The 24,295-nt window shown below is 55.7% G+C and carries 21 protein-coding genes; 16 read left to right on the top strand and 5 right to left on the bottom strand.

What is annotated here, in order from left to right; all coding sequences use genetic code 11:
• Positions 1-3: 3 nt before the first annotated feature.
• The 4 genes from gcvP to ABJN86_RS05695 all read left to right on the top strand — a co-directional run bounded on the left by gcvP (position 4) and on the right by ABJN86_RS05695 (position 6,519).
• Complete coding sequence (gcvP, locus tag ABJN86_RS05710; protein ID WP_348365408.1) at positions 4-2,838, top strand: aminomethyl-transferring glycine dehydrogenase; 2,835 nt, start codon at positions 4-6, stop codon at positions 2,836-2,838.
• Between the two features lie 128 nt (positions 2,839-2,966).
• The gene (locus tag ABJN86_RS05705) at positions 2,967-5,012 is read left to right on the top strand and encodes an NADH:flavin oxidoreductase (protein WP_348365406.1); all 2,046 of its coding nucleotides are present in this window, start codon (positions 2,967-2,969) and stop codon (positions 5,010-5,012) included.
• A 117-nt stretch (positions 5,013-5,129) separates the two neighbouring features.
• Positions 5,130-5,861 carry a 2-dehydro-3-deoxy-D-gluconate 5-dehydrogenase KduD gene (gene kduD, locus ABJN86_RS05700; RefSeq protein ID WP_348365404.1) on the top strand — a complete coding sequence of 244 codons (732 nt, stop codon included), beginning with the start codon at positions 5,130-5,132 and terminating at the stop codon, positions 5,859-5,861.
• A gap of 112 nt (positions 5,862-5,973) precedes the next feature.
• Entirely contained in the window at positions 5,974-6,519 is a 546-nt protein-coding gene (locus ABJN86_RS05695) for an NAD(P)H-dependent oxidoreductase (RefSeq protein WP_348365402.1), read from the top strand.
• 4 nt (positions 6,520-6,523) lie between these two features.
• Here ABJN86_RS05695 and ABJN86_RS05690 read toward each other — a convergent pair whose 3' ends face one another.
• A complete protein-coding gene (locus ABJN86_RS05690) occupies positions 6,524-7,762 on the bottom strand; it encodes a response regulator (protein ID WP_348365400.1) in 1,239 nt (412 codons plus the stop codon).
• Entirely contained in the window at positions 7,759-9,513 is a 1,755-nt protein-coding gene (locus tag ABJN86_RS05685; protein WP_348365398.1) for an ATP-binding protein, read from the bottom strand. The genes ABJN86_RS05690 and ABJN86_RS05685 overlap by 4 nt, the downstream gene beginning before the upstream one ends.
• 245 nt (positions 9,514-9,758) lie before the next feature.
• Here ABJN86_RS05685 and ABJN86_RS05680 point away from each other — a divergent pair, with 245 nt between their 5' ends.
• The 5 genes from ABJN86_RS05680 (at position 9,759) to gph (ending at position 14,630) form a co-directional block, all read left to right on the top strand.
• Entirely contained in the window at positions 9,759-10,760 is a 1,002-nt protein-coding gene (locus ABJN86_RS05680; protein WP_348365397.1) for a DctP family TRAP transporter solute-binding subunit, read from the top strand.
• A gap of 79 nt (positions 10,761-10,839) precedes the next feature.
• On the top strand, positions 10,840-11,517 hold the full coding sequence (locus ABJN86_RS05675; protein ID WP_348365395.1) for a TRAP transporter small permease: 678 nt from the start codon (positions 10,840-10,842) through the stop codon (positions 11,515-11,517).
• A 3-nt stretch (positions 11,518-11,520) separates the two neighbouring features.
• Positions 11,521-12,897: a TRAP transporter large permease gene (locus tag ABJN86_RS05670; RefSeq protein WP_348365394.1), complete on the top strand. Its 1,377-nt coding sequence runs from the start codon at positions 11,521-11,523 to the stop codon at positions 12,895-12,897.
• A 66-nt stretch (positions 12,898-12,963) separates the two neighbouring features.
• Complete coding sequence (locus ABJN86_RS05665; RefSeq protein WP_348365392.1) at positions 12,964-13,995, top strand: L-idonate 5-dehydrogenase; 1,032 nt, start codon at positions 12,964-12,966, stop codon at positions 13,993-13,995.
• The gene (gene gph / locus ABJN86_RS05660; protein WP_348365390.1) at positions 13,992-14,630 is read left to right on the top strand and encodes a phosphoglycolate phosphatase; all 639 of its coding nucleotides are present in this window, start codon (positions 13,992-13,994) and stop codon (positions 14,628-14,630) included. The genes ABJN86_RS05665 and gph overlap by 4 nt, the downstream gene beginning before the upstream one ends.
• A gap of 77 nt (positions 14,631-14,707) precedes the next feature.
• Here the strand turns inward: gph and ABJN86_RS05655 are convergent, their stop codons facing one another.
• Entirely contained in the window at positions 14,708-15,478 is a 771-nt protein-coding gene (locus ABJN86_RS05655) for a transporter substrate-binding domain-containing protein (RefSeq protein WP_348365389.1), read from the bottom strand.
• 135 nt (positions 15,479-15,613) lie between these two features.
• On the opposite strand from ABJN86_RS05655, the gene ABJN86_RS05650 reads away from it, so the two are divergent.
• Genes ABJN86_RS05650 through ABJN86_RS05640 form a run of 3 tightly spaced genes read left to right on the top strand, consistent with a single transcriptional unit; the run spans position 15,614 to position 17,452 of the window.
• On the top strand, positions 15,614-16,354 hold the full coding sequence (locus ABJN86_RS05650; protein ID WP_348365388.1) for an amino acid ABC transporter ATP-binding protein: 741 nt from the start codon (positions 15,614-15,616) through the stop codon (positions 16,352-16,354).
• A gap of 1 nt (position 16,355) precedes the next feature.
• Entirely contained in the window at positions 16,356-17,114 is a 759-nt protein-coding gene (locus ABJN86_RS05645) for an amino acid ABC transporter permease (RefSeq protein ID WP_348365386.1), read from the top strand.
• 5 nt (positions 17,115-17,119) lie between these two features.
• Positions 17,120-17,452: a carboxymuconolactone decarboxylase family protein gene (locus ABJN86_RS05640; RefSeq protein ID WP_348365385.1), complete on the top strand. Its 333-nt coding sequence runs from the start codon at positions 17,120-17,122 to the stop codon at positions 17,450-17,452.
• 27 nt (positions 17,453-17,479) lie between these two features.
• Here ABJN86_RS05640 and ABJN86_RS05635 read toward each other — a convergent pair whose 3' ends face one another.
• Positions 17,480-17,665, bottom strand: coding sequence for a hypothetical protein (locus ABJN86_RS05635; protein WP_348365382.1), 186 nt, complete (start codon positions 17,663-17,665; stop codon positions 17,480-17,482).
• A gap of 144 nt (positions 17,666-17,809) precedes the next feature.
• On the opposite strand from ABJN86_RS05635, the gene ABJN86_RS05630 reads away from it, so the two are divergent.
• Genes ABJN86_RS05630 through ABJN86_RS05620 form a run of 3 tightly spaced genes read left to right on the top strand, consistent with a single transcriptional unit; the run spans position 17,810 to position 22,701 of the window.
• Positions 17,810-19,456: a hypothetical protein gene (locus ABJN86_RS05630; protein WP_348365381.1), complete on the top strand. Its 1,647-nt coding sequence runs from the start codon at positions 17,810-17,812 to the stop codon at positions 19,454-19,456.
• Positions 19,457-19,466: 10 nt separating this feature from the next.
• Positions 19,467-20,561: a phosphatase PAP2 family protein gene (locus ABJN86_RS05625; RefSeq protein WP_348365380.1), complete on the top strand. Its 1,095-nt coding sequence runs from the start codon at positions 19,467-19,469 to the stop codon at positions 20,559-20,561.
• A 1-nt stretch (position 20,562) separates the two neighbouring features.
• Positions 20,563-22,701 (top strand): hypothetical protein, encoded by a 2,139-nt coding sequence (locus ABJN86_RS05620; RefSeq protein ID WP_348365377.1) that lies wholly within the window; start codon positions 20,563-20,565, stop codon positions 22,699-22,701.
• Positions 22,702-23,020: 319 nt separating this feature from the next.
• Here the strand turns inward: ABJN86_RS05620 and ABJN86_RS05615 are convergent, their stop codons facing one another.
• Positions 23,021-23,707: a SprT family zinc-dependent metalloprotease gene (locus ABJN86_RS05615; protein WP_348365375.1), complete on the bottom strand. Its 687-nt coding sequence runs from the start codon at positions 23,705-23,707 to the stop codon at positions 23,021-23,023.
• A gap of 177 nt (positions 23,708-23,884) precedes the next feature.
• Here ABJN86_RS05615 and ABJN86_RS05610 point away from each other — a divergent pair, with 177 nt between their 5' ends.
• The gene (locus ABJN86_RS05610; protein ID WP_348365373.1) at positions 23,885-24,220 is read left to right on the top strand and encodes a TIGR02300 family protein; all 336 of its coding nucleotides are present in this window, start codon (positions 23,885-23,887) and stop codon (positions 24,218-24,220) included.
• Positions 24,221-24,295: the final 75 nt, after the last annotated feature.

Raw genomic sequence — 24,295 nt, 5'->3', positions numbered from 1 at the left:
GACATGACTTTCACCCCCACCGATTACCTGCCCTATGACTTCGCAAACCGCCGCCATATCGGTCCTTCTCCGACCGAGATGGAGCAGATGTTGCAGGTTGTGGGGGCGAAAGACCTCGACGTGTTGATTGATGACACGCTCCCTGCCGAGATCCGCCAAGACGCGCCGTTGGAGTTTGGTAAGCCAAAGTCCGAGCGCGAGTTGCTGCACCACATGAAGGTCGTTGCATCAAAGAACAAGGTGCTGACCTCGTTGATCGGGCAAGGGTACCACGGCACGGTGACGCCTCCAGCAATCCAGCGCAACATCTTGGAAAACCCAGCTTGGTACACGGCCTATACCCCGTATCAGCCTGAGATTTCTCAGGGGCGCTTGGAAGCTCTGCTAAATTTCCAAACCATGATCACGGATTTGACCGGTCTGGAGATGGCAAACGCGTCCTTGCTGGATGAGGCAACGGCCTGCGCCGAGGCGATGACCATGGCGCAACGTGTCGCCAAGTCGAAGTCCAAAACTTTCTTCATCGATGAGAACTGCCACCCGCAAAATATCGCGGTTATGAAAACCCGCGCGGCCCCATTGGACATTGAAATCATCGTCGGCAATCCTGACGATCTGGACGCCAGCGCAGTCTACGGCGCGATATTCCAGTACCCGGGCACGCACGGTCATTTGCGCGACTTTACCAGTGAGATTGCCGCCCTGCACGAGAATGCGGGCATCGGTGTCATTGCGGCGGATCCGCTGTCCCTGACCTTGCTGAAAGAGCCGGGGGCGATGGGGGCAGATATTGCTGTTGGCAGCACGCAACGCTTTGGTGTGCCAGTTGGATTTGGTGGCCCGCATGCGGCCTATATGGCGACCACACAAAAGCTCGTGCGTGCAATGCCTGGCCGGATCATTGGCGTGTCAATCGACAGCCATGGCAACCGCGCCTACCGTTTGTCGCTGCAAACGCGTGAGCAACATATTCGCCGCGAGAAGGCGACGTCGAATGTTTGTACTGCTCAGGCGTTGTTGGCGGTGATGGCCGGATTCTATGCGGTTTTCCACGGCCCCGAAGGACTGAAGGCAATCGCGCAACGCATCCACCGCAAAACGGCGCGCTTGGCGCGTGGTCTAGAGGAAAAAGGCTTCAAAATTGAGCCTGAAGCCTTCTTTGACACGATCACCGTGGAGGTGGGCTCGTTGCAAGAAGCGGTTATGAAATCGGCAGTCGATGAGGGCATCAACCTGCGCCGCGTTGGTGAGACCCGTATCGGCATCACACTAGATGAGCGCACACGTCCAGCCACCATCCGTGCGGTTTGGCGCGCCTTTGGTATCAATGATCGCGACACGGGGCTGGATGCTGAATACCGCGTCCCAGAGGCGTTGCTACGCACCACGGAATACCTGACCCACCCAGTCTTCCACATGAACCGCGCCGAGACAGAAATGATGCGCTACATGCGGCGTTTGGCGGATCGCGACCTTGCATTGGATCGCGCTATGATCCCGCTGGGGTCATGCACCATGAAGCTGAACTCCGCTGCGGAAATGATGCCGGTGACGTGGGATGAGTTCTCGTTGTTGCACCCGTATGTGCCTGCGGATCAAGCCGCTGGGTATCACGAGATGATCGGTGATTTGTCCGAAAAACTGTGTGACATCACGGGCTATGATGCGATTTCCATGCAACCAAACTCTGGCGCGCAGGGCGAATTGGCGGGGCTTTTGACAATCGCCAGCTACCACCGCGCGAACGGGCAGGGGCATCGCAACATTTGCTTGATCCCAATGTCGGCGCACGGCACGAACCCTGCCTCTGCACAAATGGCGGGCTGGAAAGTCGTCGCTGTCAAAACAGCCGAGAATGGCGATATCGATCTCGATGACTTCCGCGAAAAGGTTGAAAAGCACTCCGACAATCTAGCGGGCTGCATGATCACCTACCCATCTACCCACGGGGTGTTCGAGGAAACTGTGATCGACATCTGCCAGATCACCCATGATCACGGTGGGCAGGTCTATATTGACGGCGCCAACATGAACGCCATGGTAGGCTTGTCGCGCCCCGGTGATTTGGGGGGGGATGTCAGCCACTTGAACCTGCACAAGACCTTCTGCATTCCACATGGTGGCGGTGGGCCGGGTATGGGTCCGATTGGTGTGAAGGATCACCTGATCAAGCATCTGCCATCCGATCCGACCAGCGGTGAAGAGGGTGCGGTCTCTGCCGCAGCCTTCGGGTCGCCGTCCTTGCTGCCGATTTCATGGGCCTACTGTTTGATGATGGGGGGCGAGGGGCTGACGCAAGCCACGCGCGTCGCGATTTTGAATGCCAACTACATTGCCAAGCGGCTGGAAGGGGCGTTCGAGGTGCTATACCGCGGGCCAACGGGTCGTGTTGCACACGAATGCATCATCGACACCCGTCCATTTGCCGATAGCGCCAATGTAACCGTGGACGACATCGCCAAACGATTGGTCGATTGCGGCTTCCACGCACCGACCATGAGCTGGCCGGTGGCTGGTACCTTGATGATCGAGCCGACGGAATCTGAAACCAAGGCCGAGTTGGACCGCTTCTGCGACGCCATGCTCGCAATTCGCGCCGAGATTGCCGCGATTGAAAACGGCGAAATGGATGCGGAGAACAACGCGTTGAAGAATGCGCCGCACACGATGGAAGACTTGGTGAAAGATTGGGATCGCCCGTATTCGCGCGAAACCGGTTGCTTCCCTCCGGGTGCTTTCCGCGTCGACAAATACTGGCCTCCGGTCAACCGCGTCGACAACGTTTGGGGGGACCGCAACCTGACTTGCACCTGCCCGCCAATGGACAGCTACACTTAAGGGCGTCGGCGTTGAACTCTTTGCTGTCGGTGTTGAGAATTGACAGCAAGTCTCAATATGACCAGCCTTTGCTCTAAGGGATGCCCCACATTGGGGGGCATCCCGACCTTTGAGTAAAGGACCGCGTCATGTATCAAGACCCTCTGCTGCAACCCTACCAACTGAAACATTTGACGCTGAAAAACCGGATTATGACCACCAGTCATGAGCCGGCCTATCCTGTTGATGGGATGCCTAAGGAGCGGTACCGCGCTTACCACGAAGAGCGCGCCAAAGCGGGGGTGGCCTTGGCTATGACGGCGGGTTCCGCAGCCGTATCCAAAGACAGCCCTCCAGTGTTTAACAACATCCTTGCCTATAAAGATGAGGTTGTGCCGTGGATCAAAGATCTCACCGATAGCTGTCATGAGCATGGTTGTGCCGCGATGATACAGCTGACGCATTTGGGGCGGCGCTCAGCGTGGAATAAGGGGGATTGGTTGCCTACGGTCTCCTCGTCCAAGCACCGCGAGCCTGCCCATCGTGCATTCCCCAAATTGGCCGAAGACTGGGATATTGAGCGCATCATTTCCGACTTCGCCGACGCCGCCGAGCGCATGAAGGCAGGCGGGATGGATGGCATTGAATTGGAAGTTTACGGGCATCTTCTGGACCAGTTCTGGTCGCCGCTGACCAACGACCTGACCGGCCCTTACGGCGCGGACACGATGGAGAACCGCATGAGGTTCCCGCTGGATGTGTTGGCCGCCGTGCGCAAACGCGTGGGCAGCGAGTTCATTGTGGGGTTCCGATACACCGCCGATGAGGCACAGAAAGGCGGCATCACCCATGATGAAGGGATTGAGATTTCCAAAAAGCTGGCCGCTTGTGGCCAGTTGGACTTCCTCAATGTGATCCGTGGGCGGGTTCATTCCGACCCTGCGATGACGGACGTTATTCCCGTGCAGGGGATGAAAAGCGCCCCGCATTTGGATTTCGCGGGCGAGGTACGCAAAGCAACCGGAATGCCGACATTTCACGCGGCGCGCATACCTGACGTCGCAACCGCGCGGCATGCGGTGTCGGCAGGGTTGATTGATATGGTTGGCATGACGCGGGCGCATATGGCGGACCCGCATATCGTTCAGAAGATCGTGGAGGGGCGCGAGGATGACATCCGCCCTTGCGTAGGCGCGACTTACTGCCTTGACCGTATCTATCAAGCGGGGGAGGCCTTGTGCATCCATAACCCCTCGACGGGGCGCGAGCTGACCATGCCTCACGCTATTGCCGCCTCGAAGGAGCGGCGCAAGGTGGTTGTGGTTGGTGCAGGCCCCGGCGGATTGGAAGCCGCGCGCGTCGCAGCGGAGCGTGGGCATGAGGTTACGGTCCTAGAGGCGCAGCCGCACCCCGGCGGGCAAATTCGCCTGACCGCCCAAAACCCGCGCCGCAAGGAGATGATGTCGATCATCGATTGGCGAATGGCCCAATGTGCCGCGCGCGATGTGAGTTTCCATTTCAACACTTGGGCCGAGGCCCGCGACGTTGAAGGCCTAAATCCCGATGTGGTTGTTATCGCGACAGGTGGCGTACCGAATATCGAGCTATATGAAAGCGGCCAAGACGCGGCGCATGTGGTTACTGCTTGGGATATTATATCTGGTGACGTGAAGCCTGCGGACAATGTCCTGATCTATGACGAAAGCGGCGATCATCCTGCACTTCAAGCCGCAGAGGTGGCGGCAAATGCGGGCGCGAAGGTGGAGGTCATGACGCCTGACCGCGTGTTCTCTCCGGATATCATGGCGATGAACTTAGTGCCCTATATGCGGTCCTTGCAGGACAAGGATGTCACCTTCACGGTGACACGCCGCCTGTTGGGCGTCGCGAAGGCGGGGAACACGCTGGCGGCTACGATCGGCACCGACTACAGCGACCACACCCGCACGGCACATTATGACCAAGTGGTTGTGAATTACGGAACGCTGCCGATGGACGATCTGTACCACGAGCTGCGCCCACAGAGTTCCAATCAAGGGGCGTTGGACCATGAGGCGTTCATTGCCTGCGAGCCACAAACCATCAACCGAAACCCCGAGGGCACCTTTCAGCTGTTCCGGATTGGTGACGCAGTATCGGCGCGCAACACCCATGCGGCGATATATGATGCGTTGAGGTTGGTGCGGGCAGTTTGACCGCCACCCATCACTGGCATATCAGAATGACAGCCAAAGGGAGGGCAGCATGCCGCGAGCCGAATACCACCGTTCCGTAAATCCGATCAACAATGTGGGTGTAATGGGGGGCGTGCGATGAACGATCCATTCCGCCTAGACGGTCAACGAGCATTGGTTACGGGAGCAAATACAGGGATCGGGCAAGCCATAGCTGTTGCGCTTGGCAAGGCTGGTGCGGACGTCATTTGTGCTGGGCGCTCTTCGATGGAGGAGACCTTGGCACTGGCCCCCAACAGCACGGCGCTGTCTTTGGACTTCTCCGACCCGATGGCGGCCAAAGACGTGTTTGAGGCTCAACATATCGACATCCTGATCAACAACGCGGGCATTATCCGGCGCGATGATTGCACCGAGTTTTCCGAGGCCGATTGGGACGACGTGATGGACGTCAACTTGAAGGCCGTGTTCTTTACCAGCCAGTCCTTTGCACGTGCAATCTTGGCGCGGCAAGGGCGCGGGCGGATCGTAAACATCGCCTCGCTTTTGTCGTTTCAGGGCGGCATCCGCGTGCCATCATACACAGCGTCTAAACATGGCGTGGCGGGGTTGACCAAGCTCATGGCCAATGAGTGGGCGGCGAACGGCATCAACGTGAACGCCTTGGCCCCGGGGTACATTGAGACGAACAACACAGACGCCTTGCGCGCTGACCCTGAGCGCAACAAAGCCATTCTGGACCGCATTCCGGCTGGATCATGGGGTAAAGCATCCGACATCGCGGGGGCGGCAGTTTTTCTATCTAGTCCGGCAGCAGATTACATCCATGGAACCGTGTTGAACGTCGATGGTGGGTGGCTGGCGCGGTGAAGCTGCCGTTTGTGACGCGCCAACGCACATAAACTGCGCGTAGGGCCGTGTTGCGTGAATTCCGCTATTGCCACTACAACGGGTAATCCGTCACATATTGGAGAACTCATCCATGAAACTACTTGCATTTGCCGCATCGACCAGCAGCTCTTCGATCAACAAACGCCTTGTCACCCATGCCGCTGAGGTTTTTCAAAAGGAGGTCGCACCGGAGGCGACTGTGCAGGTTATCGACCTGAATGATTACGAGATGCCGATATATAGCAGCGACCGCGAAGCGGCCTCGGGCATCCCCGAATTGGCGCAACATCTCTTTGATAAAATTGGCGAAGCGGACGCGTTGCTGATCTCTTTTGCGGAGCACAACGGCCACTACACAGCAGCATGGAAGAACACCTTTGATTGGATGTCACGCCTCGGCATGAAGGTGTTTCAAGATACCCCAATGATCGCAATGGCGGCTTCTCCGGGTGGCCGAGGCGGGGCAACGGTTCTAGAGGCAGCGGTGTCTTCCGCAGGTTATTTCGGCGCCAACATCAAGGGCAGTTTGTCGGTTGGACCATTCGGCGAGAAATTTGACACGGTGTCTGGTGTATTGAGCGACGCAGAGCTGTCGGCTGATTTGAAGCAGATGCTGATGGGGCTAAAAGACGCGTAGCAATCTAGGCTTGCGCGCTTCGGAAATCCTTGGCGCGCAAGTCGTGTTTGGCAAGCTTGTCGTAGAGCGTTTTTCGCGGCAAACCCAAGGCTTCTGCGACGGTTGCTGATTTGCCGCCAAACCGCTTGAGGGTGTCGGTTAGGACCAGCTTCTCAAACGCATTCATCTGCTCGATCAAGCTCAGCTCCGCGTGCTTGGTCGCGTCAGATTTCACATTCAGGCCAAGTACGAAGCTGCGGGCAAAATTACGCAGTTCTGGCAGGTTGTCAGGCCATTCACGAGCGATCACTTGCGCATAAAGGCTTTCGGGGATTTCGCGCAATTCACCATTCATGGAGCGTACTGTTTGACGGACAAGTGCTTCAAAAGTGACTGCGAGATCTTTTCGTCTTTGCGCCAAGGATGGAACCTCGATCTGCATCATGTCCAATGCATAAAACAGATCGTCCCGTAAGCCGTTTGCCCTTAGTTTTTCCAACGAATAAGGCGATGAGGCGATCACGCGCAGGTTCGCAAATTGCTCCATAAGCGATAGCAGTGCCGCCTGTTGCGCCGATGTCGCAAGGTTGAGGGATTTGACCGATAAATCCGTAGGTTGACTGGTCAACTCTAGGTCCTGAATCATCTGCACGGAAGTGTCACGCAAAGACATCGATATGAAGCGCGACCGGTCGGTGGCTAAGGCATGTGTCGTATGTGCCGCAAGCCGTTTACCTGCCCCCGCGGGGCCGTGAAGGTAGATATGTACTGGTAATGTGGCGGCCTGCCTTAGGGCTTTGCGCAGTCGCTCCACCGGTGCGGAGCTTCCGGGGAAATTGGTGGCAGCAGCATCGCCTGCAAGTAGCTGACGCTCCATCTTGCGGGATTTTAACACTAAATGGCGGTGCTCCATCGCGCGGTTGATGGCTTCCAGCAATTGCTCGGGTGAGCAGGGCTTTTGGCGGAAATCATACGCCCCTTCCGCCATTGCGCGAACGGCCATAGGCACGTCCGCCTGACCTGTCAGCAAGACCACGGGTAAGTCTGTGTCGACCTCACGAGCGTAGGACAAAACATCGAACCCGTCTTTTCCGGGCATGCGAATGTCGGATAGAATGACCCCTTCGAAGTCGCGGGTAATATGAGATTTCGCCATAACAAAGCTGGAGGCCGCGATGACCGTGATGTCCTCCAACTCAAAGCTTTGCGCGAGGGAGCGGCGCAGGGCGGCGTCGTCTTCAATCAACAAAAGAGTAAGGGTCATATGGCTGCCTCCTGTCTGGTAATCGCGGGGAGTGTGATGGTGAATGCGGCCCCGCCATCCGCAAGGTTTTCAACACTAAGCAACCCGTTGAAACTGCCGATGATCCCGTATGATATGGATAGCCCCAGCCCCAATCCCTTGGAAGCGCCGATTTCCTTGGTGGTGTAGAAAGGTTCGAACACGCGCTCTACATCTGACAAGCCCGGTCCGGTGTCGGCGACCACAAGTTGAACTTGCTCGCGGTGCTGGCTCAAAGACACTGAGATTTGTTTTGTGGGAGTTTCTGACATGGCGTCCATCGCATTGGACAGAAGGTTCACAATCACTTGCTGCAAGCGAACGTGTCCGGCATCTACCCACGCATTCGGGATGCTATCGACAAGTAAGTCCACCCCTTCGGTTTTTGCCCGTTGTTCAGCCAAGTTGATGGAGGCGGTAACGACATCGGCCACGTTCACCTTTTCCAGCGGCTCGGTTTCCTTGCGGGCAAAGCCGCGCAAATTATGAATGATGCGCCCCATTCGTTGGGTTTGCTCAGTTATCAATGTCAGGTTCTCGCGAGCTTCCGGTTCGCGCCCACGTTCAATCAATTTGTCCGTATTGGCGGCGTAGTTTTGGATGGCCGCTATGGGTTGGTTCAACTCGTGACTGATGCCCGCAGACATCTGCCCCAATGCGGTGAGTTTACTCGCTTGGATAAGATTGTCTTGGGCTTGCTGTAGTTGGGCATTTCGTTTGGCCACGCGGGCCTCGAGTTGCGCGTTAGCCTTGGCTTCCAACCGAAGTTGGTCGGACAGGCGCGCACGGCTTTGCATGAAAAACGCAAACCCCAGACCGAACAGTGACAAAACCGCCGCTGTGAGAGCTCCGACCAATCGTGCCTCGCTAAATGCCGGTTGCGCATCATTGAAGGCGCGCGCGGTCATCTCAATTAGAGGCACATTTCGTGAGACCACCAACGCCTTATCAGGCATTGCGCTGCCATCTTTGAAGCTCCAAAGCATGTGGCCCGCGGTGTTGGCAACTTCGTGTTCCGGCAGGGGGCGAAGCTGCCTGTTGTCATAGTCAAAGCTGGAGGGTGGGACACGTTCCAATAACGGGTCGCGGCGAAGTGTAAGCCCCAACCGGTTTGATACAAAGCTAACGCCTGCGGCGTCAAAGAACGTGACAACGGTTTCGTCGATCCGCCACTCGGCCTCCAACTCCTCCATGTTGACTTTAACCACAACGTACCCGTGAGTACTGCCGTCGCCCCGTAGGACGTTGCGCGCGAAATAATATCCTCGTGCGCCGCTGGCGTCTATTGAGTGGAAGATACCCATGCGACGCGTTTGGGCGGCGATGACATCGGGACGCTTAGACCAATCTGCGCCGATTATCTGGGGCACGTCATCGAGGGAGGATGATGCCATAACTTGTCCGGCTGCATCCAGTGCGTGGATTTCTTTGGCACCGGTTGTAAGGGCGGTTCGTAGCAGAAATTCCGATGTTTGCTCTGATGAGCCACGGTTGGAAATAAGCGCTGACACGCTCGGGTGTCGTGCCAAAACATCCGTTAATTCGCGGTAGCTTTCCAGTTGCGCAATCAGGCGGTCGGAGGATTGCTCAACTACGACACCGCCCGATTGGGCAAGGCGATCAAGTCCCGTGCGAAGACTGAATTGATAAGACGCAACGACTGCAAGCGCCGACAGGACCAGATATACGGTCGCGAAAAGCCATATCGTTTTTCGGCGCGAAGGGGCGTGCATGAGGTCTCGATTCGGTGATTCAGTTTGTGCGGAATATCGCAACATTCTGCGCGATGCATGTAGGAAAAGTGCGAAATTTCACATTTTTTGCACGAAGGAGTGCGTTGATTGCAGTCTATGTTATTGAACTAAAATGGTTTTCACCAATTTCCTTCGAGACGCTTGCACGGGCTATGCCCTTCTTGCAAGCTTTCCAACATCCGGCGGGTAAACCCGCTCGATTGATATTCCATTGGGAGGAAACCATGAAAACACTATTGAAAGCGGCTTGCGTCGCCTCTGTTGCCCTTGTTCCGTCCGTTGCAGCTGCTGCTTGTGACGAAGGCGAAGTGGTCATCAAGTTCAGCCACGTTACCAACACCGACAAGCACCCTAAAGGCGTCGCCGCCTCCTTGCTGGCGCAGCGCGTCAACGATGAGATGAACGGCAAAGCCTGCATGGAAGTGTTCGGCAATTCCACGCTCTATAACGATGACAAAGTTCTGGAAGCGATGCTGCAAGGCGACGTACAATTGGCAGCGCCTTCCTTGTCGAAGTTCGAGACCTTCACCAAGCAGTTCCGCCTGTTTGACCTTCCGTTCATGTTCAAAGACATCAACGCTGTTGACGGGTTCCAAAACTCTGAAACCGGTCAGGCAATGAAAGACTCCATGCAAAAGCGTGGCCTGCAAGGTCTGTCATTCTGGCACAACGGCATGAAGCAAATGTCCGCGAACAAGCCGCTGATTTCGCCAACTGATGCGAACGGTTTGAAGTTCCGCGTACAACCTTCCGACGTGCTGGTCGCACAGATGGAAGCTATCGGTGGTTCGCCCCAGAAGATGGCGTTCTCCGAGGTTTACGGCGCGTTGCAGCAAGGTGTTGTTGATGGTCAGGAAAACACTTGGTCCAACATCTTTGGCAAGAAGTTCTTCGAAGTCCAAGACGGCGTTACCGAAACCAACCACGGCATCATCGACTACTTAGTAGTGGCATCCGTGGATTGGCTGGACGGGTTGGACGCGGACGTTCGCGACCAGCTTACGACCATCCTTGCCGAGGTAACCGAGGCGCGCAACGGCGAAGCTTTTGCAACCAACGAGACTGCCAAAGCCAACATCATCGCCGCTGGTGGCGAAATCCGCCAGTTGGATGCGGCTCAGCGTCAAGCTTGGGTTGATGCAATGAAGCCGGTTTGGGCGCAGTTTGAAGGCGACGTAGGCGCAGAGAACATTGCGGCTGCTCAGGAATTCAACGCGGGTTCCTAAACGGGCCTTTTGAAACACGGTGCGGCGTCCTGAGTGTCGCCGCACCACTTTATTTCTGCGACTTGGGGAGGGGATGCAGATGGCACATGCCGCGCGTTCATTCATTGATAGTATCGAAGAGACATTCATCGCCGTCCTATTGGGGCTGATGACGCTTCTCACGTTTGCAAACGTAATTGCCCGCTATGTCTTCAACGCCAACATCCTTTGGGCGTTGGAATTAACCGTTTTCATGTTCGCATGGTTGGTCCTGTTGGGCGCATCTTATGCGGTTAAGAAAGGCGCACACCTAGGTGTTGATGCCATCGTGAACGTGGTGTCGCCAAGCTTGAAACGTGCGCTTGGGGTCATTGCGGCGTTGGTCTGCATTTCATTTGCGTTTTTGCTTCTCAAGGGGGCGTGGGACTACTGGGCCAACTTCGCGAACCTTCCCGCCACCGAGGGGCGCTGGTTCCCCTTAGGGTTCGAAGAGAAATTTCGTGGCAAGGGCTGGTATGAGACCAACGACATTCCCGTGCCCGCCGTGTTGAACTTTATTGAAGATCTGTTCAACGATGGCGACGAATACGAAAAATTACCGCGCCTGATCCCCTATGTGGTCTTGCCCATCTCGATGGCGCTCTTCCTGCTGCGATCTGTGCAGGCTTTCTTCGCGATCATCACTGGAAAAATCGACATGCTTATCGTCAGCCACGAGGCAGAAGACGATGTAGAAGAGGCCGCCGAGCGCCTCGCGACTGAATTGAAGGACGTTTAAATCATGGAAATTATCCTTCTGTTCGGAATGGTCATTGGCCTTATGTTGATCGGTGTGCCGATTGCTGTCTCCCTTGGCTTCTCGTCGGTGCTGTTCTTGCTGTGGTTCTCGGACGCCTCCTTGGCCTCAGTGGCGGGCACGTTGTTTGAAGCCTTCGCGGGCCATTACACCTTGCTGGCGATCCCGTTCTTCATTCTCGCGTCGAGCTTCATGTCGACGGGCGGTGTTGCGCGGCGGATCATTAATTTCTCGATTGCCTGTGTGGGACATTTGCGCGGCGGCATGGCGATTGCGTCGGTCTTTGCGTGCATGATGTTTGCGGCTTTGTCAGGCTCGTCGCCCGCAACCGTGGTGGCCATCGGGTCCATCGTGATCGCGGCGATGCGTCAGGTTGGCTACACCAAAGAATTCGCCGCTGGCGTGATTTGTAACGCAGGGACGCTAGGCATCTTGATCCCGCCTTCCATCGTGATGGTGGTCTATGCCGCCGCCGTGGAAGTGTCGGTTGGTCGCATGTTCTTGGCGGGTGTGATCCCGGGCCTATTGGCGGGCTTCATGTTGATGCTTGGCATCTATGTGATCGCGCGCATTAAGAACCTGCCCAAGGGGGAATGGGCAGGTTGGGCGCGTATCATGGAGACCGGCAAAGAGGCGGGCTGGGGCTTGTTCCTAATCGTCATCATCTTGGGCGGCATCTATGGTGGGGCCTTCACCCCAACCGAGGCTGCAGCAGTGGCCGCTGTATATGCTTGGATCATTGCCTGTTTCGTTTACCGTGACATGGGGCCATTGGCGACGGAGGAAGGCGAGAAGAACATCTCTCTTTTCGCCAAGCCACAAGCCTTGGTGACCGCCTTCTTCCACAAAGACACGCAACAGACCTTGTTCGATGCAGGCAAGCTGACCGTCACATTGATGTTCGTGATCGCCAATGCGCTGATCCTGAAGCACGTTCTAACCGACGAGCAAATACCGCAGCAAATTACGGCAGCGATGCTGGACGCGGGCTTTGGGCCGGTCATGTTCTTGGTTATCGTGAACATCATCTTGTTGATCGGTGGGCAGTTCATGGAGCCGTCGGGCTTGTTGGTTATCGTGGCACCATTGGTGTTCCCGATTGCGATTGAGTTGGGCATTGATCCGATCCACTTGGGCATCATCATGGTGGTCAATATGGAGATCGGGATGATCACCCCGCCAGTTGGCCTGAACCTGTTTGTGACCTCTGGCGTCGCAGGTATGCCGATGATGGCGGTTGTTCGCGCGGCGTTGCCATTCTTGATGATCCTCGTCGTGTTCTTGATCATGGTGACCTACATCCCTGCGATCTCGACTTGGTTGCCGACCTTGGTGATGGGGCCAGAACTGATCACGAATTAGACTGGCGGGACGCCTGAAACGAGCATAGCCTGCGCTGACATATCCATCTTCGGAAGGGCGCAAGCTATGAAGTCAGTTGTCATCCACGCCCCGCGTGATCTGCGCATTGAGGAGCGGCCCATCTCGCCGCCCGCTGCAGGCGAGGTGCAGGTCGCAATGGCGGCAGGCGGCATCTGCGGGTCCGATCTGCATTACTACCAACACGGCGGCTTTGGCGCGATCAAACTGCGCGAGCCGATGGTGCTAGGGCATGAGGTCTCTGGCCATATCACTGCTTTGGGTGAGGGTGTCTCAGGGTTGGACGTGGGGCAGCTGGTGGCTGTGTCCCCTTCGCGCCCCTGCGCGAACTGCAAGTTCTGCCTCGCGGGACAGCCCAACCATTGCTTGAATATGCGCTTCTACGGCTCGGCCATGCCCTTTCCGCATATCCAAGGCGCGTTTCGCCAAGTGCTGAACGCGGAGGCGTCGCAATGCGTCGTGGCCGACGGTTTGACTGCGGGGGAGGCCGCGATGGCCGAACCCTTGGCGGTTTGCCTTCACGCAGTCGCGCAAGCGGGATTGCTGCTTGGTAAGACCGTGCTTGTGACGGGGTGTGGCCCAATTGGGGTGCTCACTATTTTGGCCGCGCGGCGTGCGGGCGCGGATCACATCGTCGCTACGGACATGTCAGACTTCACATTGCAAAAAGCACGGGAAGCTGGTGCGGATGTCACCTTCAATGTCTCCAAGGTCGACACGCCATTGCAGCCCTATATGGCCGACAAGGGCGCGTTTGATGTGCAGTTCGAATGCTCGGGCGCAGTATCGGCATTGACGGCGGGCATTCACGCGATGCGCCCCGGTGGGACTATCGTGCAACTTGGCTTGAGCGGGGACATGTCCCTGCCGATGATGGCGATCACGGCGAAGGAGCTGAATTTGAAAGGCTCTTTCCGCTTCCATGACGAGTTCGCGACCGGCGTGTCATTGATGCAAAAAGGGTTGATCGACGTGGCGCCCTATATCACCAAAACCTTCCCGATGAGCGACGCGGTCGAAGCGTTTGAGCTTGCAGCAGACAGGTCCCGAGCCATGAAAACACAAATAGACTTCGCATGAGGGCAATCATCTTCGATCTGGACGGAACACTTGTTCATTCCGCGCCAGATATTCACGCCGCTGCAAATGTGATGCTGGCACATGCGGGGCGCGATGCCGTGACGTTGGAGCAGGTGATTGGCTTCATCGGCAACGGGATTGAGAAACTGGTGGAGCGCTGTTTGCATGCAACGGGCGGCGTCCCTGATGATATGGCTCAACATTTAACGCAGATGCACCGCGCATATGCGGAGGATTTGACGACGCTCACTCGCCTCTTTGACGGGGTGCGTGATGTATTGGAGACATCTGATGTTCCTATGGCAATCTGCACTAACAAACCGGAATCTCCGGCGCGCGAAATGTGCGACCAACTTGATATCAGCCGCTATTTTTCAGTGATTACAGGCGGTGACACGACATCGGCGAACAAGCCCAACCCTTTGCCTCTGTTGCACACGGTTGAGACTTTGGGTCTACGTGTTGAGGACTGCCTGTACGTTGGGGATAGTGTGACAGATTTCCGAACGGCCCGCGCGGCCGGCATGAGGTTTGCATTCTTCACAGGCGGCTACCAACCTTCACCTGTCGAGGGTTTGAGACCCGAGGAGTGCTTCGACAACTGGGTAGGGCTTAACCTTGCAAGGTTTCACTGATGCGACCTTGCGGCCTTAGCGGGCAATAAAAAAGGCCGCGCTCAATGCGCGACCTTTCATGAATTATGCGGTGGAGCTTACAGACCCCATTTGTCGGCGGTCGCGTCAAAGAAGCCACGAGCTTTCTTCACTTCGACCCAGTTGTTCACGTAATTGATCCAAACCTGATCGGCTTGTGGCAGCAGCATCGCGATAGGCGATGGGGCGCGGGCTTCTGCGCCGTTCACGCGTACGATCGGGAACTTGTCATCCAAAGTAGCACCTTCGATGTTCGACGTGATAAACACATCTGCACGGCCGGCAATAACCTCTTGGTAGCCACGTGCAGGGGCTTCAACTACTTTGATCGTGGCGTTCGGGAACCACTCTTTTGCCAAGCTCTCGAATGTTGTGCCCAGTGTGGTTGCTACGGTTACTTCGGGCTGGTTGATGCTGTCATAGCCATCAAATTTTCCGGCGTTTTCCTTCAGGGTGAAGGGGTAAATTTCAACGGCTGTGTAGCTTTCAGAGAAGCCAGCAACTTTCATCCGAGCGGGGGAAATCGAGGCGGAACCAGTCATGTGGTAGCTGCCAGCGGTTACGCCGTTTACCAAAGTTTTCCAGTCTGTAGGGACAAATTCAACTTCAACGCCTAAGTCGTTTGCCAGCTCGGTCATGATGTCGATGTCGTAACCTTTGTAGCTGTTGGTGGCGGGGTCGCGAACTGTCATTGGGTTCCAGTCGCCTGTGGTGCCGACTTTTAGTACGCCGCCATCTAGGATGTCGTTCAGGGCAGATTGTGCCACGGCAGCTGTGCTCATCACAGCGCCAAAGGCGAGCGCCGCTAGGGCGTTTGCAAATTGTTTCATGTCTTGGAACTTCTCCGGTGTTGAATAAGGGCCTTACTATACATCTGTAGGCCCGTTGGTGATAGTGGCTTGAAGTTTCGGTCACTTGGCACATAACCTCAAGGGAATAGATGTATTGGCCGGAAGGGCGCAGTAGTGGCACAAAATGCGATCGAGATGATCGGTGTAGATAAGTGGTTTGGCGACTTTCAGGTCCTTAAAGGCATTAATCTTAACGTGAAGCCTGGTGATCGGGTTGTGATTTGCGGGCCGTCGGGATCGGGCAAATCTACCGTGGTGCGTTGCATTAATCGGCTTGAGGCTCATCAAAAAGGCGTGATCAAGATTGGCGGCGTGGTGCAAGATGGCAGTACGGACGCGCTGGATGCCATCAGGTCCGAGGTTGGCATGGTCTTCCAACAGTTCAACTTATTCCCGCATTTATCCGTCATGGAGAACCTTGTTCTTGGCCCGATGAAGGCGCGTGGATTGTCGCGCAAAGACGCCGAAGAGCGGGCTATGGAGTACTTGGAGCGGGTCCGTATTCCGGAGCAAGCCCATAAACGCCCCAGTCAGCTGTCAGGAGGGCAACAGCAACGGGTCGCCATCGCGCGCAGCCTGTGCATGGAGCCGAAAGTGATGCTGTTCGATGAGCCGACATCGGCGCTGGACCCAGAGATGATCGCGGAAGTGCTCGAGGTTATTGTGGAGTTAGCTGAGGAAGGCATGACCATGGTCGTGGTGACCCATGAGATGGGGTTTGCACGCAAGGTAGCGGACCAAATGGTGTTTATGGACGCCGGCGAGATCGTAGAAACCGGTACCGCGGACGACTTCTTTAGCGCGCCAAAATCCGAACGCACACAGGCGTTCCTTCAACAGATATTGCAGCACTGATATGCGGGTTTTTCTTTCCCTATGTGGGCTTCTATTTTTGTCGGGGTGCGGCTCGTCTGACATCTGGGGGTGGTACGTCATCAACCCGATGACGGCTTCCGGCTGGATCAACATCAAGTTCTTGGTGAACGGGATGGGGGCCACGATATTGCTGTCGGTAATTGCGGCATCCATTTCGATAGTGTTGGGGTTGTTGATCGCGTTGCCGGGCTTGTCGGAGCGCCGTGGCATCCGCGCCATTAACCGTGTCTATGTGGAAATCGTACGTGCCATTCCTCTGCTGCCCATGCTGTTTTGGGTGTTCTACGGGTTGCCAATTGTCTTCAAGTCCATGGGGCTAAGTATCCAAATCGACCCGTTCTGGGGGGCGATCATAACCTTGGCGTTATCCGACAGCGCGTTCACGGCCGAGATCTACCGCGCGGGCATTCAGAGCATCGCGAAGGGCCAGGCAGAGGCGGCCAAAACGGTTGGATTGAACTACATTCAAACCATGCGTTACGTGATTTTGCCGCAAGCCATACGACGTATTTTACCACCTCTGGCGAACCAGTTTATCTACATCGTGAAGATGTCGGCCTTTGCCTCCGTGATCGGCATGCAAGAATTGACGCGACGGGCAAACGAGCTGGTTGTGACAGAGTACAGGCCGCTGGAAATTTATTCGTTATTGATTGTGGAGTACTTGGTGTTGGTATTGATTATTAGCGCTGGTGTGCGTTGGTTAGAACGTAAAATGGGATCGGACGAGAGAGGATGAGCGAGATGGATTGGACTAAATTTATGGGCGAGACCGTCGACAATATCACGGTGTTGTCGAAAGAAATGCCGGACCTTGCAAGGGCCTTTAATACTATGGGCGGCATCGCGAAAACCTCTGGTGCGTTGGATGAGAAGACCAAAGAGATTATGGCGCTCGGCATTGCTATCGCGACGCGGTGCGATAGCTGCATTGGGTTTCATGTGAAATCGCTCATTCGCCTAGGTATTACCCGCGAGGAACTGGTCGAAGCCTTGGCTATGGCCACTTACATGGGTGGCGGGCCGTCGTATGCGTATTCGGCGAAGGCTCTGAAAGCGTACGAAGAGTTCTCGTGAACACCCGCTAGGGACCAGAGAACGAAATTAATCGCCAATATCTGCGGGGCCCACGCGGTCCGCTAGAAGGATAAGCCAAGAGAGCGTTTCGCGCTCTTTTTCATTAAGGGGTCCGCCCTCACTTAATGCTTGCATCGAGCCACGTAACCTTGGCCAGCGGTCGTAGAAGTCTAACAGGTCGGTGATTGGTTCAGGCCCCTTTTGAAGTGGCATCAGGTGTGGCTCCGGAAAAGAATATTTAAAGTAAAACTAAAGTATCAATGCATACGAAGGGCCACATGTGAAAAAAGTGTGAAGGTCTTGGTGCAAGTTACGTTACGTTGTTAATCTTATTTCTAGGGAAGGCAGTTTATTACCGTGACTAACAAACTTGACATATCTTTGTTTGGTTCTTGTGTCGTGCGCGTGAATGGCAAGGGCGGGGCTGAAGTGAAGGGGGCAAAGCATCGAGCTTTGTTCGCACTTCTTGCGACCGCTCCGCTGGGACGACGCACCAGATCCTACCTTCAGCGCACATTGTGGGGATCCTCTTGCTATGATGGAGGCCGACAAAACTTACGTCGCGCGTTGTCTGATCTTCGAAGTATCTTGGGCGAAGATTTTGACTGCTTTGTTACCTGCACCAATAGTGATGTTGAGCTGGACCTGTCCTTGGTCAACTTTCTGGGGGCGCCCGGTGCGGGGTCGTTTTTGGAGGGGATAGGCATTCGCGATCAAGGGTTCGCTGAATGGGTTGCGGCCATGCGCGCTGACGCTAGCCAGATTGCGGCCTTGTACAGAACCTCCCCACGCACAGAACTTGGACGCCCGCTTCCACGTATTACTGCCCTGCCATTTCAACGGGTCATGGGCGGAGATAATCTTCGCGTTTTGGGTGACTGGTTGGCGGAAGAGGTGTGCCGGTCGCTGTCGCGATCCAACTTGATGTCTGTAATTTCGCACCTCTCCAGTAGGGCGCTTGCCAAACGGACGACAGACATAGTCGATGTTCGTAAAGAGCTCGATGTGGACTATTTCGTCACCGGATCAATCCGCGAAATGGGAGGCCGGATCATTGTCGATATGGACTTCGTGGATGCACGTGACGGGAGCATCCTTTGGACACGGCAAATAGCGGCTGCTGAGAACAATTTTTGGGACAATATCTCCGAAAGCTTGAATGGAACCGTCCGCGCCATTGGACGCACCATCGCGGATGAGACCATTGCCTATATGCGTGACCGACCAATTCCGGCACTTGACGACCACCACTTAATCATTGGGGGTGTATCATTGATGCACCGACCGAAGTTCCGAGATTTTGCAAAGTCGCGGACCTTGCTTGAAGAGGCTGTGTCTCGCGCTCCTATGGTGGCTGAAACTCATGCATGGTTGGCAAAGTGGTATGTGCTGAGCGTGTTCAACGGTTGGACGACTGATCGCGAAGGTGACACTCAACGTGCGCTAGATTCATCGTCTCGGGCCTTGGATATCAATCCCGACAGTTCGTTCTCCATGGTGATTGACGGCTTTGCCCATAACAACCTTTTGCAAAGAATGGATGTGGCCAGTCAGCGATATGATGCTGCGATAGATATCAACCCAAATGAAAGCCTGTCTTGGCTGCTCAAGGGGGCGCTACATGCGTTTCAGGACGCGGGCAGTGAGGCTATTGAGGCCTCGGAGCGAGCTTGTAGCCTGTCTCCAATCGATCCGTTTGGTTATTTCTATGATTGCCTGTCGAGCACCGCGCATCTTGCCGCGGAAGAATATGAACAGGCGCTGGAGTTGATAAACCGTTCTTTGGCTGCGAATGACCGGCACTTGTCCTCAATCAGAACGCAGATCATCGCCCTACATTTTCTTGATCGAGGAGAGGACGCAAGGGCGGCCGCCAAAAAGTTATTGCGTCGGCAACCTGAATTTAGGGTGAAAGATTATTCAAAAGCCCACCCCTCTGCGTCTGCGGAGATAGGCAAGCGTGCAATGGAGGCTTTTGTGGCCTCCGGGATCCCAATGGAGTGAGATAGTAATCATGGCAAGGAATGGTGGAATGGGTGGAATGGGCGGCATGGGTGGAATGGGCGGCATGGGCGGAATGGGTGGCATGGGCGACTTCCTAGGCGCCGGAGCCGCTCAGGGAAATAATCCAATTCTAACCGCTGGCTTGCAAACAACCGCTGAGGCTATTGTATTTGCTACGGGTGATGGACCCGCACCGGTCCCCACGCAGCTTCCCGAGAATTCAACGGCAAACCTCGACCGCTCCGCCGATTGGGTGCGCGGCTCACTGTACCTAACAGATTTCATTAAAGACGTTGGCTCCTCCGTCGTGGGCGAGGAAGTGTCGCTGAGTTTTGAGAACCAAAACCTGTTATCGGTACATCGCCCGTCCGCTTCGCTTTTGTCAGAGCAATCAAAATTTGTGCGCGACTATTCAGACCTTAGGGCTGACCGCGCGGCGGAGATCACGAGCCAACTTGGCTTCCCAACCGAGTATTTCGCCATGATACTGGCGCTGCACCCCGCGCATAACCGTTATACCCTTGAGCTGATCACCGTTACCCAGTTGATGTGTTCACATCTGGCCATGATGGCGAAATACTCCCTCGCCATTCGGCGGCCCGATCAGGTCGATACGCGTATCATGCCCATGATTGCGACGCCGGGGCATGGCAGTTTCCCATCCGCGCACGCGACCGAAGCTTACGGGGTCGCCACGGTGATGTTGGGCCTGTTGGATGCGTGGCAAAGCTATGCTGACAGCCCCGATCGCCGCGAGTTGGTTAAGCAACTGGCCAGCCGCATTGCTGTGAACCGCACTGTGGCCGGGGTGCATTATCCAATGGACACTTGGGCTGGCGCGTCTTTGGGGCAAGCCGTCGGTGGGGCTATCCTTGGGCGTTGTGGGGCTCCGCAAACTGCCAAAGCTGCGACCTACACTCCGAAAAACACAGATTTCTTTGGTACCGACTTTGAGAAACTCTTGGCCGGTGACTCTGTGCCAACTGATTACGGTGTGCAGTTCGGGGCACCTGTGCAATCCACGGTCTCCCCTCTGTTTAACTGGCTCTGGAAAAAGGCCCTTAAGGAGGCCCACACAGGTGATACGAACGGGGTGATAGCTTAATATGGCACAGCGCGTTCGGCAGTACACAGGGCCGTATGAGCGTTGGGTTTTTGGCAAGGACCTTGGCCGCCCGTTTAGCTTCCCTGGAATTCGGGATTGGAATTCGCGGTATTTTGCGGCGCTAATGGACAGCTCTGTGCCTTTGCCGGATGTGAAGAAGGTCAAGTTTCGCTCCGAGCCGGGGGACCAAGTGCAGCGCGTCGACGTTCGCTATCCACCACTTTGGAACAACGCAGAGGGGTTAGCTGTCCGACCGTTTTGCTTTTACGATCCGGTAGATACAGAAGACCCCGAGATCGAGGGTATGGGCGACTGGATTGATCAGTTGCTGGAGAGTTTGGACACTCTGTTCGATATGCCTGATGACATTGACGAGGTCACAGGGCGGCAGATTCGCCCACGTTACCGCGTCAATTTTCCAATAAACGCCAAGTCTTGGTCACAAGACTATGATGCGGCGCGGGCTGTGGACGGCTTCATCAAGAAGGCCAATGCACCCAAAGCCATTATCGCGGTGATTGATGACGGCATCCCTTTCGTCAACCGAGCATATCTCGACCGGAAAGGGGATACCCGCGTCAGCCATTGCTGGTTGCAAGCTGCGCGCAGCGATGGGCCGTCTGCGGTGCCGTTTGGGCGCGAGTTGAGCAACGGCAATATCGACGCCTTACGTGCCGAATACGGTCGCGACGAGCGGGCTATGTATACATCTGCCGGTGCCATCGACCCGGATTTGCCGGAAGTCGGCAACTATTTGCTTCGCCAAACGACCCATGGGGCACATACAATGTCGATGGCCGCAAGCCAGCCCTTTACCGCCACCGAGCAACCGTCGCAAGATGATCTGGAGATCATCGCAGTGCAGTTACCAAATTCCATTTCTTGGGACACCTCCGGTTTTGGCAAAGAGATGTATATGCTCTCGGCTCTTCACTACATCTTTGAGCGGGGAAAGCGCATTGCGCAGGCTCACGGCGTGGACGAGTTGCCATTGGTAATCAATTTCTCCTACGGGTGGTCTGCGGGTCGCCATGATGGGGATTCTGAAATGGACGCCGCCATTCAGGAGCTGCTGAAGTCTAGGCGCAAACTCGCACCGACTTATTTGATCATGCCCAGTGGAAACACCTTCGAAGACGAGATGCACGCGAACTTCCAAGAGGATGCATTCGTAGACAATGAGATAAGCATTGGCTGGCAGGTCCAACCCGATGATCGCACGTCAAGCTATGTAGAGATGTGGCTCCCTAAGGGGCTGGACACATCAGGCTACACTTTCGAGATTACCCCGCCACGTGGCGTCTCTTTGGACGCGACACCTTCCCTGGCTTTGCGGGGTGACCCGCGCTTCCCGCGTGGAGATCCTCGCAATTTTGTGGATATTCACGCGGGCGGTGCGGTCGTGGGGCAACTTTCTGTGGATTACAACCGTGGCACCCGTTGGCGCGCGATGGTGGCCCTTGCGCCTAGCGTACCGGTAACCATGCCGCAGGGTGAGCCAGCAAGATGGGCATCATCAGGGCGTTGGACCCTTACCTTGAAACGGAAACAAAATTCCGCACGGCTTGGGGCAAGCGAATACATCAACATTTGGGCGCAACGTGACGATGACCCGTCGGAGCTTAGAACCGGAGGCCGCCAATGCTATTTGGTCAATCCCGATAGGGTTCCGCGCATCAAACCTGCTTTGCCGGAATACGCGCAGCCATTGAGCGAAATTCGTGGGTTTGGCAGTATGAACGGGGTGGCCAATGCCGAATTGGTTACGCGGGTTGGGGGCTATGTGCAAAGCAACGGGAACCCTGCGCACTACTCCTCTGCAGGCGGATTGCTGAATACCAGCGGCGCAGCACCGTCTACTTGGGGGAAACACGTCGCCATGAGCGGCGTTTCTGACCGAAGTTCCGCATTGCCCGGAACCGTAGCAGGTGGCGTGCTCTCTGGGGCACGATCCATTCTTGTCGGAACCAGCGGGGCTAGCCCGCAGGTCGCGCGCTATATCGTGAGGTCGTTGGCGAATGGACTTGATCCGGTGTCAGGGATGCAGGTGCAGGTTTATGATTCCAAGAACCCAGTTGAAAACGTGCAGCTTCGTGCGCGAATTGGCGACTACAAAGCGCGAGGGCCTTGGAGAGGATAAAGGTAAGATGAGAGGGGCGAATGGCAGATACCTTTGACCTTCATGTCATCTACTGAGCTGGGATGGTAGACGGGCCTCAGTGCACTGCGCAGCGAAGATCTGCTTGCGGTGCGACGCTTAAAGAGCTGTGTGAATTTTGTGGCCAGGCCCATAAAGGACGCGCAACTTGGTCACAGCTGCTGCGGGATCCTAGATAACGCGGTCGAATAGTGAACAGAGCGCTCTTTTCTGATCATCCTAGGATAGTAGCTTTCTTGTGAGTTGCTGAGGTCGCGGCAAAGATGATTTCGCCATGGGTATGTGTACAGTTGATCCGCTTTTAGAACTTGTAGTGATGCAGCCCGCCGCCATGTGTCCGAAGCCAGCGGCGCGGGGCTTCATAATCCGGCATAAGCTGCGCTACCTCGTTCCAAAAGGCTGCGCTGTGGTTCATCTCGGCCAAATGCGCCACTTCGTGGGCAGCGACGTAATCCAGCACATGGGCTGGCGCGAGGATAAGGCGCCAAGAGTACATCAAGTTCCCCTCCGAAGTGCACGACCCCCAACGCGAGCGTGTGTCGCGTATGCTGATCTTTCCAAATGGGCGCCCTAGATTGGTCGAGTATTTTTCGCTGGCTTGCACCAAGCGATCACGAGCCATTGTCTTTAAGAAGGCTCGCACTCTGGCGCCTGCTTTGTCTTCGCCCGGTGGGATCAATATGTGATCGTCCATTAGTTTGACGGTGCGGGTGCGTGTTTCTGCGATCAAGCGTGGGCGCCCTTCAACTGGAATTTGCGCGCCCGGGGCAATTAGCGTGGCATCGGGTTGTTTGCTAAGATGTTTGCGGATCCAGTCTTCTTTGGCGCGTAAGAAATCCTGCGCCTCACCCATGGAGGCGCGGCGGGGCAGGGTCAGTGACACACGCCCATCAATGCCCGACACGCGCAGAGACAGCCGTCTCGCGCGCGCGGAGTGCTTCAGTAAGACGTCAATCGGGGGCTCCCCCAGTTGAATCGTGTCGACCATCGCTTGAATGCCTGCAATTTGCTGCTTATGACCAAAGGTAGCGCGGTCAATGGCCCTTGAAAAGTAACAATGGGGGGAAAGCCTTTGACACGCCTTTCCCCATGTGGCAACTGGCTGCAATTCAGATATTCAACTGCATGTGCGCGTTAACAGTCGCACCGACGAAAGAGGACGATTATGCCTAAGGAAGAATGGGGCGTTAAGCGCGTTTGCCCAAACTGCCAGACTCGTTTCTACGATCTTCAGAAAGATCCGCTGACTTGCCCCGCTTGCGATCACGAATTCTCGCTTGAGAGCCTGACAGGTAACAAGTCCCGCACCATGCAGGCCGATAAACCTGATGCGCAGAACAAAGACAATGCAGTCGACGACGCAGAGGAAGTGATCCTCGACGACGACGAGGATGAAAACGACGCTGATCTTGGCGACGACGTTCTCGAAGACGACGATGATGACGATACAGTAAGCCTCGATGAGTTGGCCGATGTGGCCGCTGACGACGACGAAAGCTAAATAGTCGGGCGCGGTTGGATTTTTCGCTTGAACTGATCCCCGCGCCCTTCTAGATACCACCTCGCAACCTACGGG

Origin of the sequence: Litoreibacter sp., from assembly GCF_039974535.1 — a bacterium.
Lineage (GTDB): Bacteria > Pseudomonadota > Alphaproteobacteria > Rhodobacterales > Rhodobacteraceae > Litoreibacter.
Note: the sequence above shows the minus strand (reverse complement) of the source record. Positions and strands in the feature narration are given on the sequence as shown.

Coding starts and splice junctions, on each gene's coding strand:
- ABJN86_RS05610 (WP_348365373.1), top strand. CDS start 23,885: ATGCCTAAGGAAGAATGGGGCGTTAAGCGCGTTTGCCCAAACTGCCAG.
- ABJN86_RS05670 (WP_348365394.1), top strand. CDS start 11,521: ATGGAAATTATCCTTCTGTTCGGAATGGTCATTGGCCTTATGTTGATC.
- ABJN86_RS05625 (WP_348365380.1), top strand. CDS start 19,467: ATGGCAAGGAATGGTGGAATGGGTGGAATGGGCGGCATGGGTGGAATG.
- ABJN86_RS05665 (WP_348365392.1), top strand. CDS start 12,964: ATGAAGTCAGTTGTCATCCACGCCCCGCGTGATCTGCGCATTGAGGAG.
- ABJN86_RS05655 (WP_348365389.1), bottom strand. CDS start 15,478: ATGAAACAATTTGCAAACGCCCTAGCGGCGCTCGCCTTTGGCGCTGTG.
- ABJN86_RS05675 (WP_348365395.1), top strand. CDS start 10,840: ATGGCACATGCCGCGCGTTCATTCATTGATAGTATCGAAGAGACATTC.
- ABJN86_RS05695 (WP_348365402.1), top strand. CDS start 5,974: ATGAAACTACTTGCATTTGCCGCATCGACCAGCAGCTCTTCGATCAAC.
- gph (WP_348365390.1), top strand. CDS start 13,992: ATGAGGGCAATCATCTTCGATCTGGACGGAACACTTGTTCATTCCGCG.
- ABJN86_RS05635 (WP_348365382.1), bottom strand. CDS start 17,665: ATGCCACTTCAAAAGGGGCCTGAACCAATCACCGACCTGTTAGACTTC.
- ABJN86_RS05685 (WP_348365398.1), bottom strand. CDS start 9,513: ATGCACGCCCCTTCGCGCCGAAAAACGATATGGCTTTTCGCGACCGTA.
- ABJN86_RS05690 (WP_348365400.1), bottom strand. CDS start 7,762: ATGACCCTTACTCTTTTGTTGATTGAAGACGACGCCGCCCTGCGCCGC.
- gcvP (WP_348365408.1), top strand. CDS start 4: ATGACTTTCACCCCCACCGATTACCTGCCCTATGACTTCGCAAACCGC.
- ABJN86_RS05705 (WP_348365406.1), top strand. CDS start 2,967: ATGTATCAAGACCCTCTGCTGCAACCCTACCAACTGAAACATTTGACG.
- ABJN86_RS05645 (WP_348365386.1), top strand. CDS start 16,356: ATGCGGGTTTTTCTTTCCCTATGTGGGCTTCTATTTTTGTCGGGGTGC.
- ABJN86_RS05620 (WP_348365377.1), top strand. CDS start 20,563: ATGGCACAGCGCGTTCGGCAGTACACAGGGCCGTATGAGCGTTGGGTT.
- kduD (WP_348365404.1), top strand. CDS start 5,130: ATGAACGATCCATTCCGCCTAGACGGTCAACGAGCATTGGTTACGGGA.
- ABJN86_RS05640 (WP_348365385.1), top strand. CDS start 17,120: ATGGATTGGACTAAATTTATGGGCGAGACCGTCGACAATATCACGGTG.
- ABJN86_RS05680 (WP_348365397.1), top strand. CDS start 9,759: ATGAAAACACTATTGAAAGCGGCTTGCGTCGCCTCTGTTGCCCTTGTT.
- ABJN86_RS05615 (WP_348365375.1), bottom strand. CDS start 23,707: ATGGTCGACACGATTCAACTGGGGGAGCCCCCGATTGACGTCTTACTG.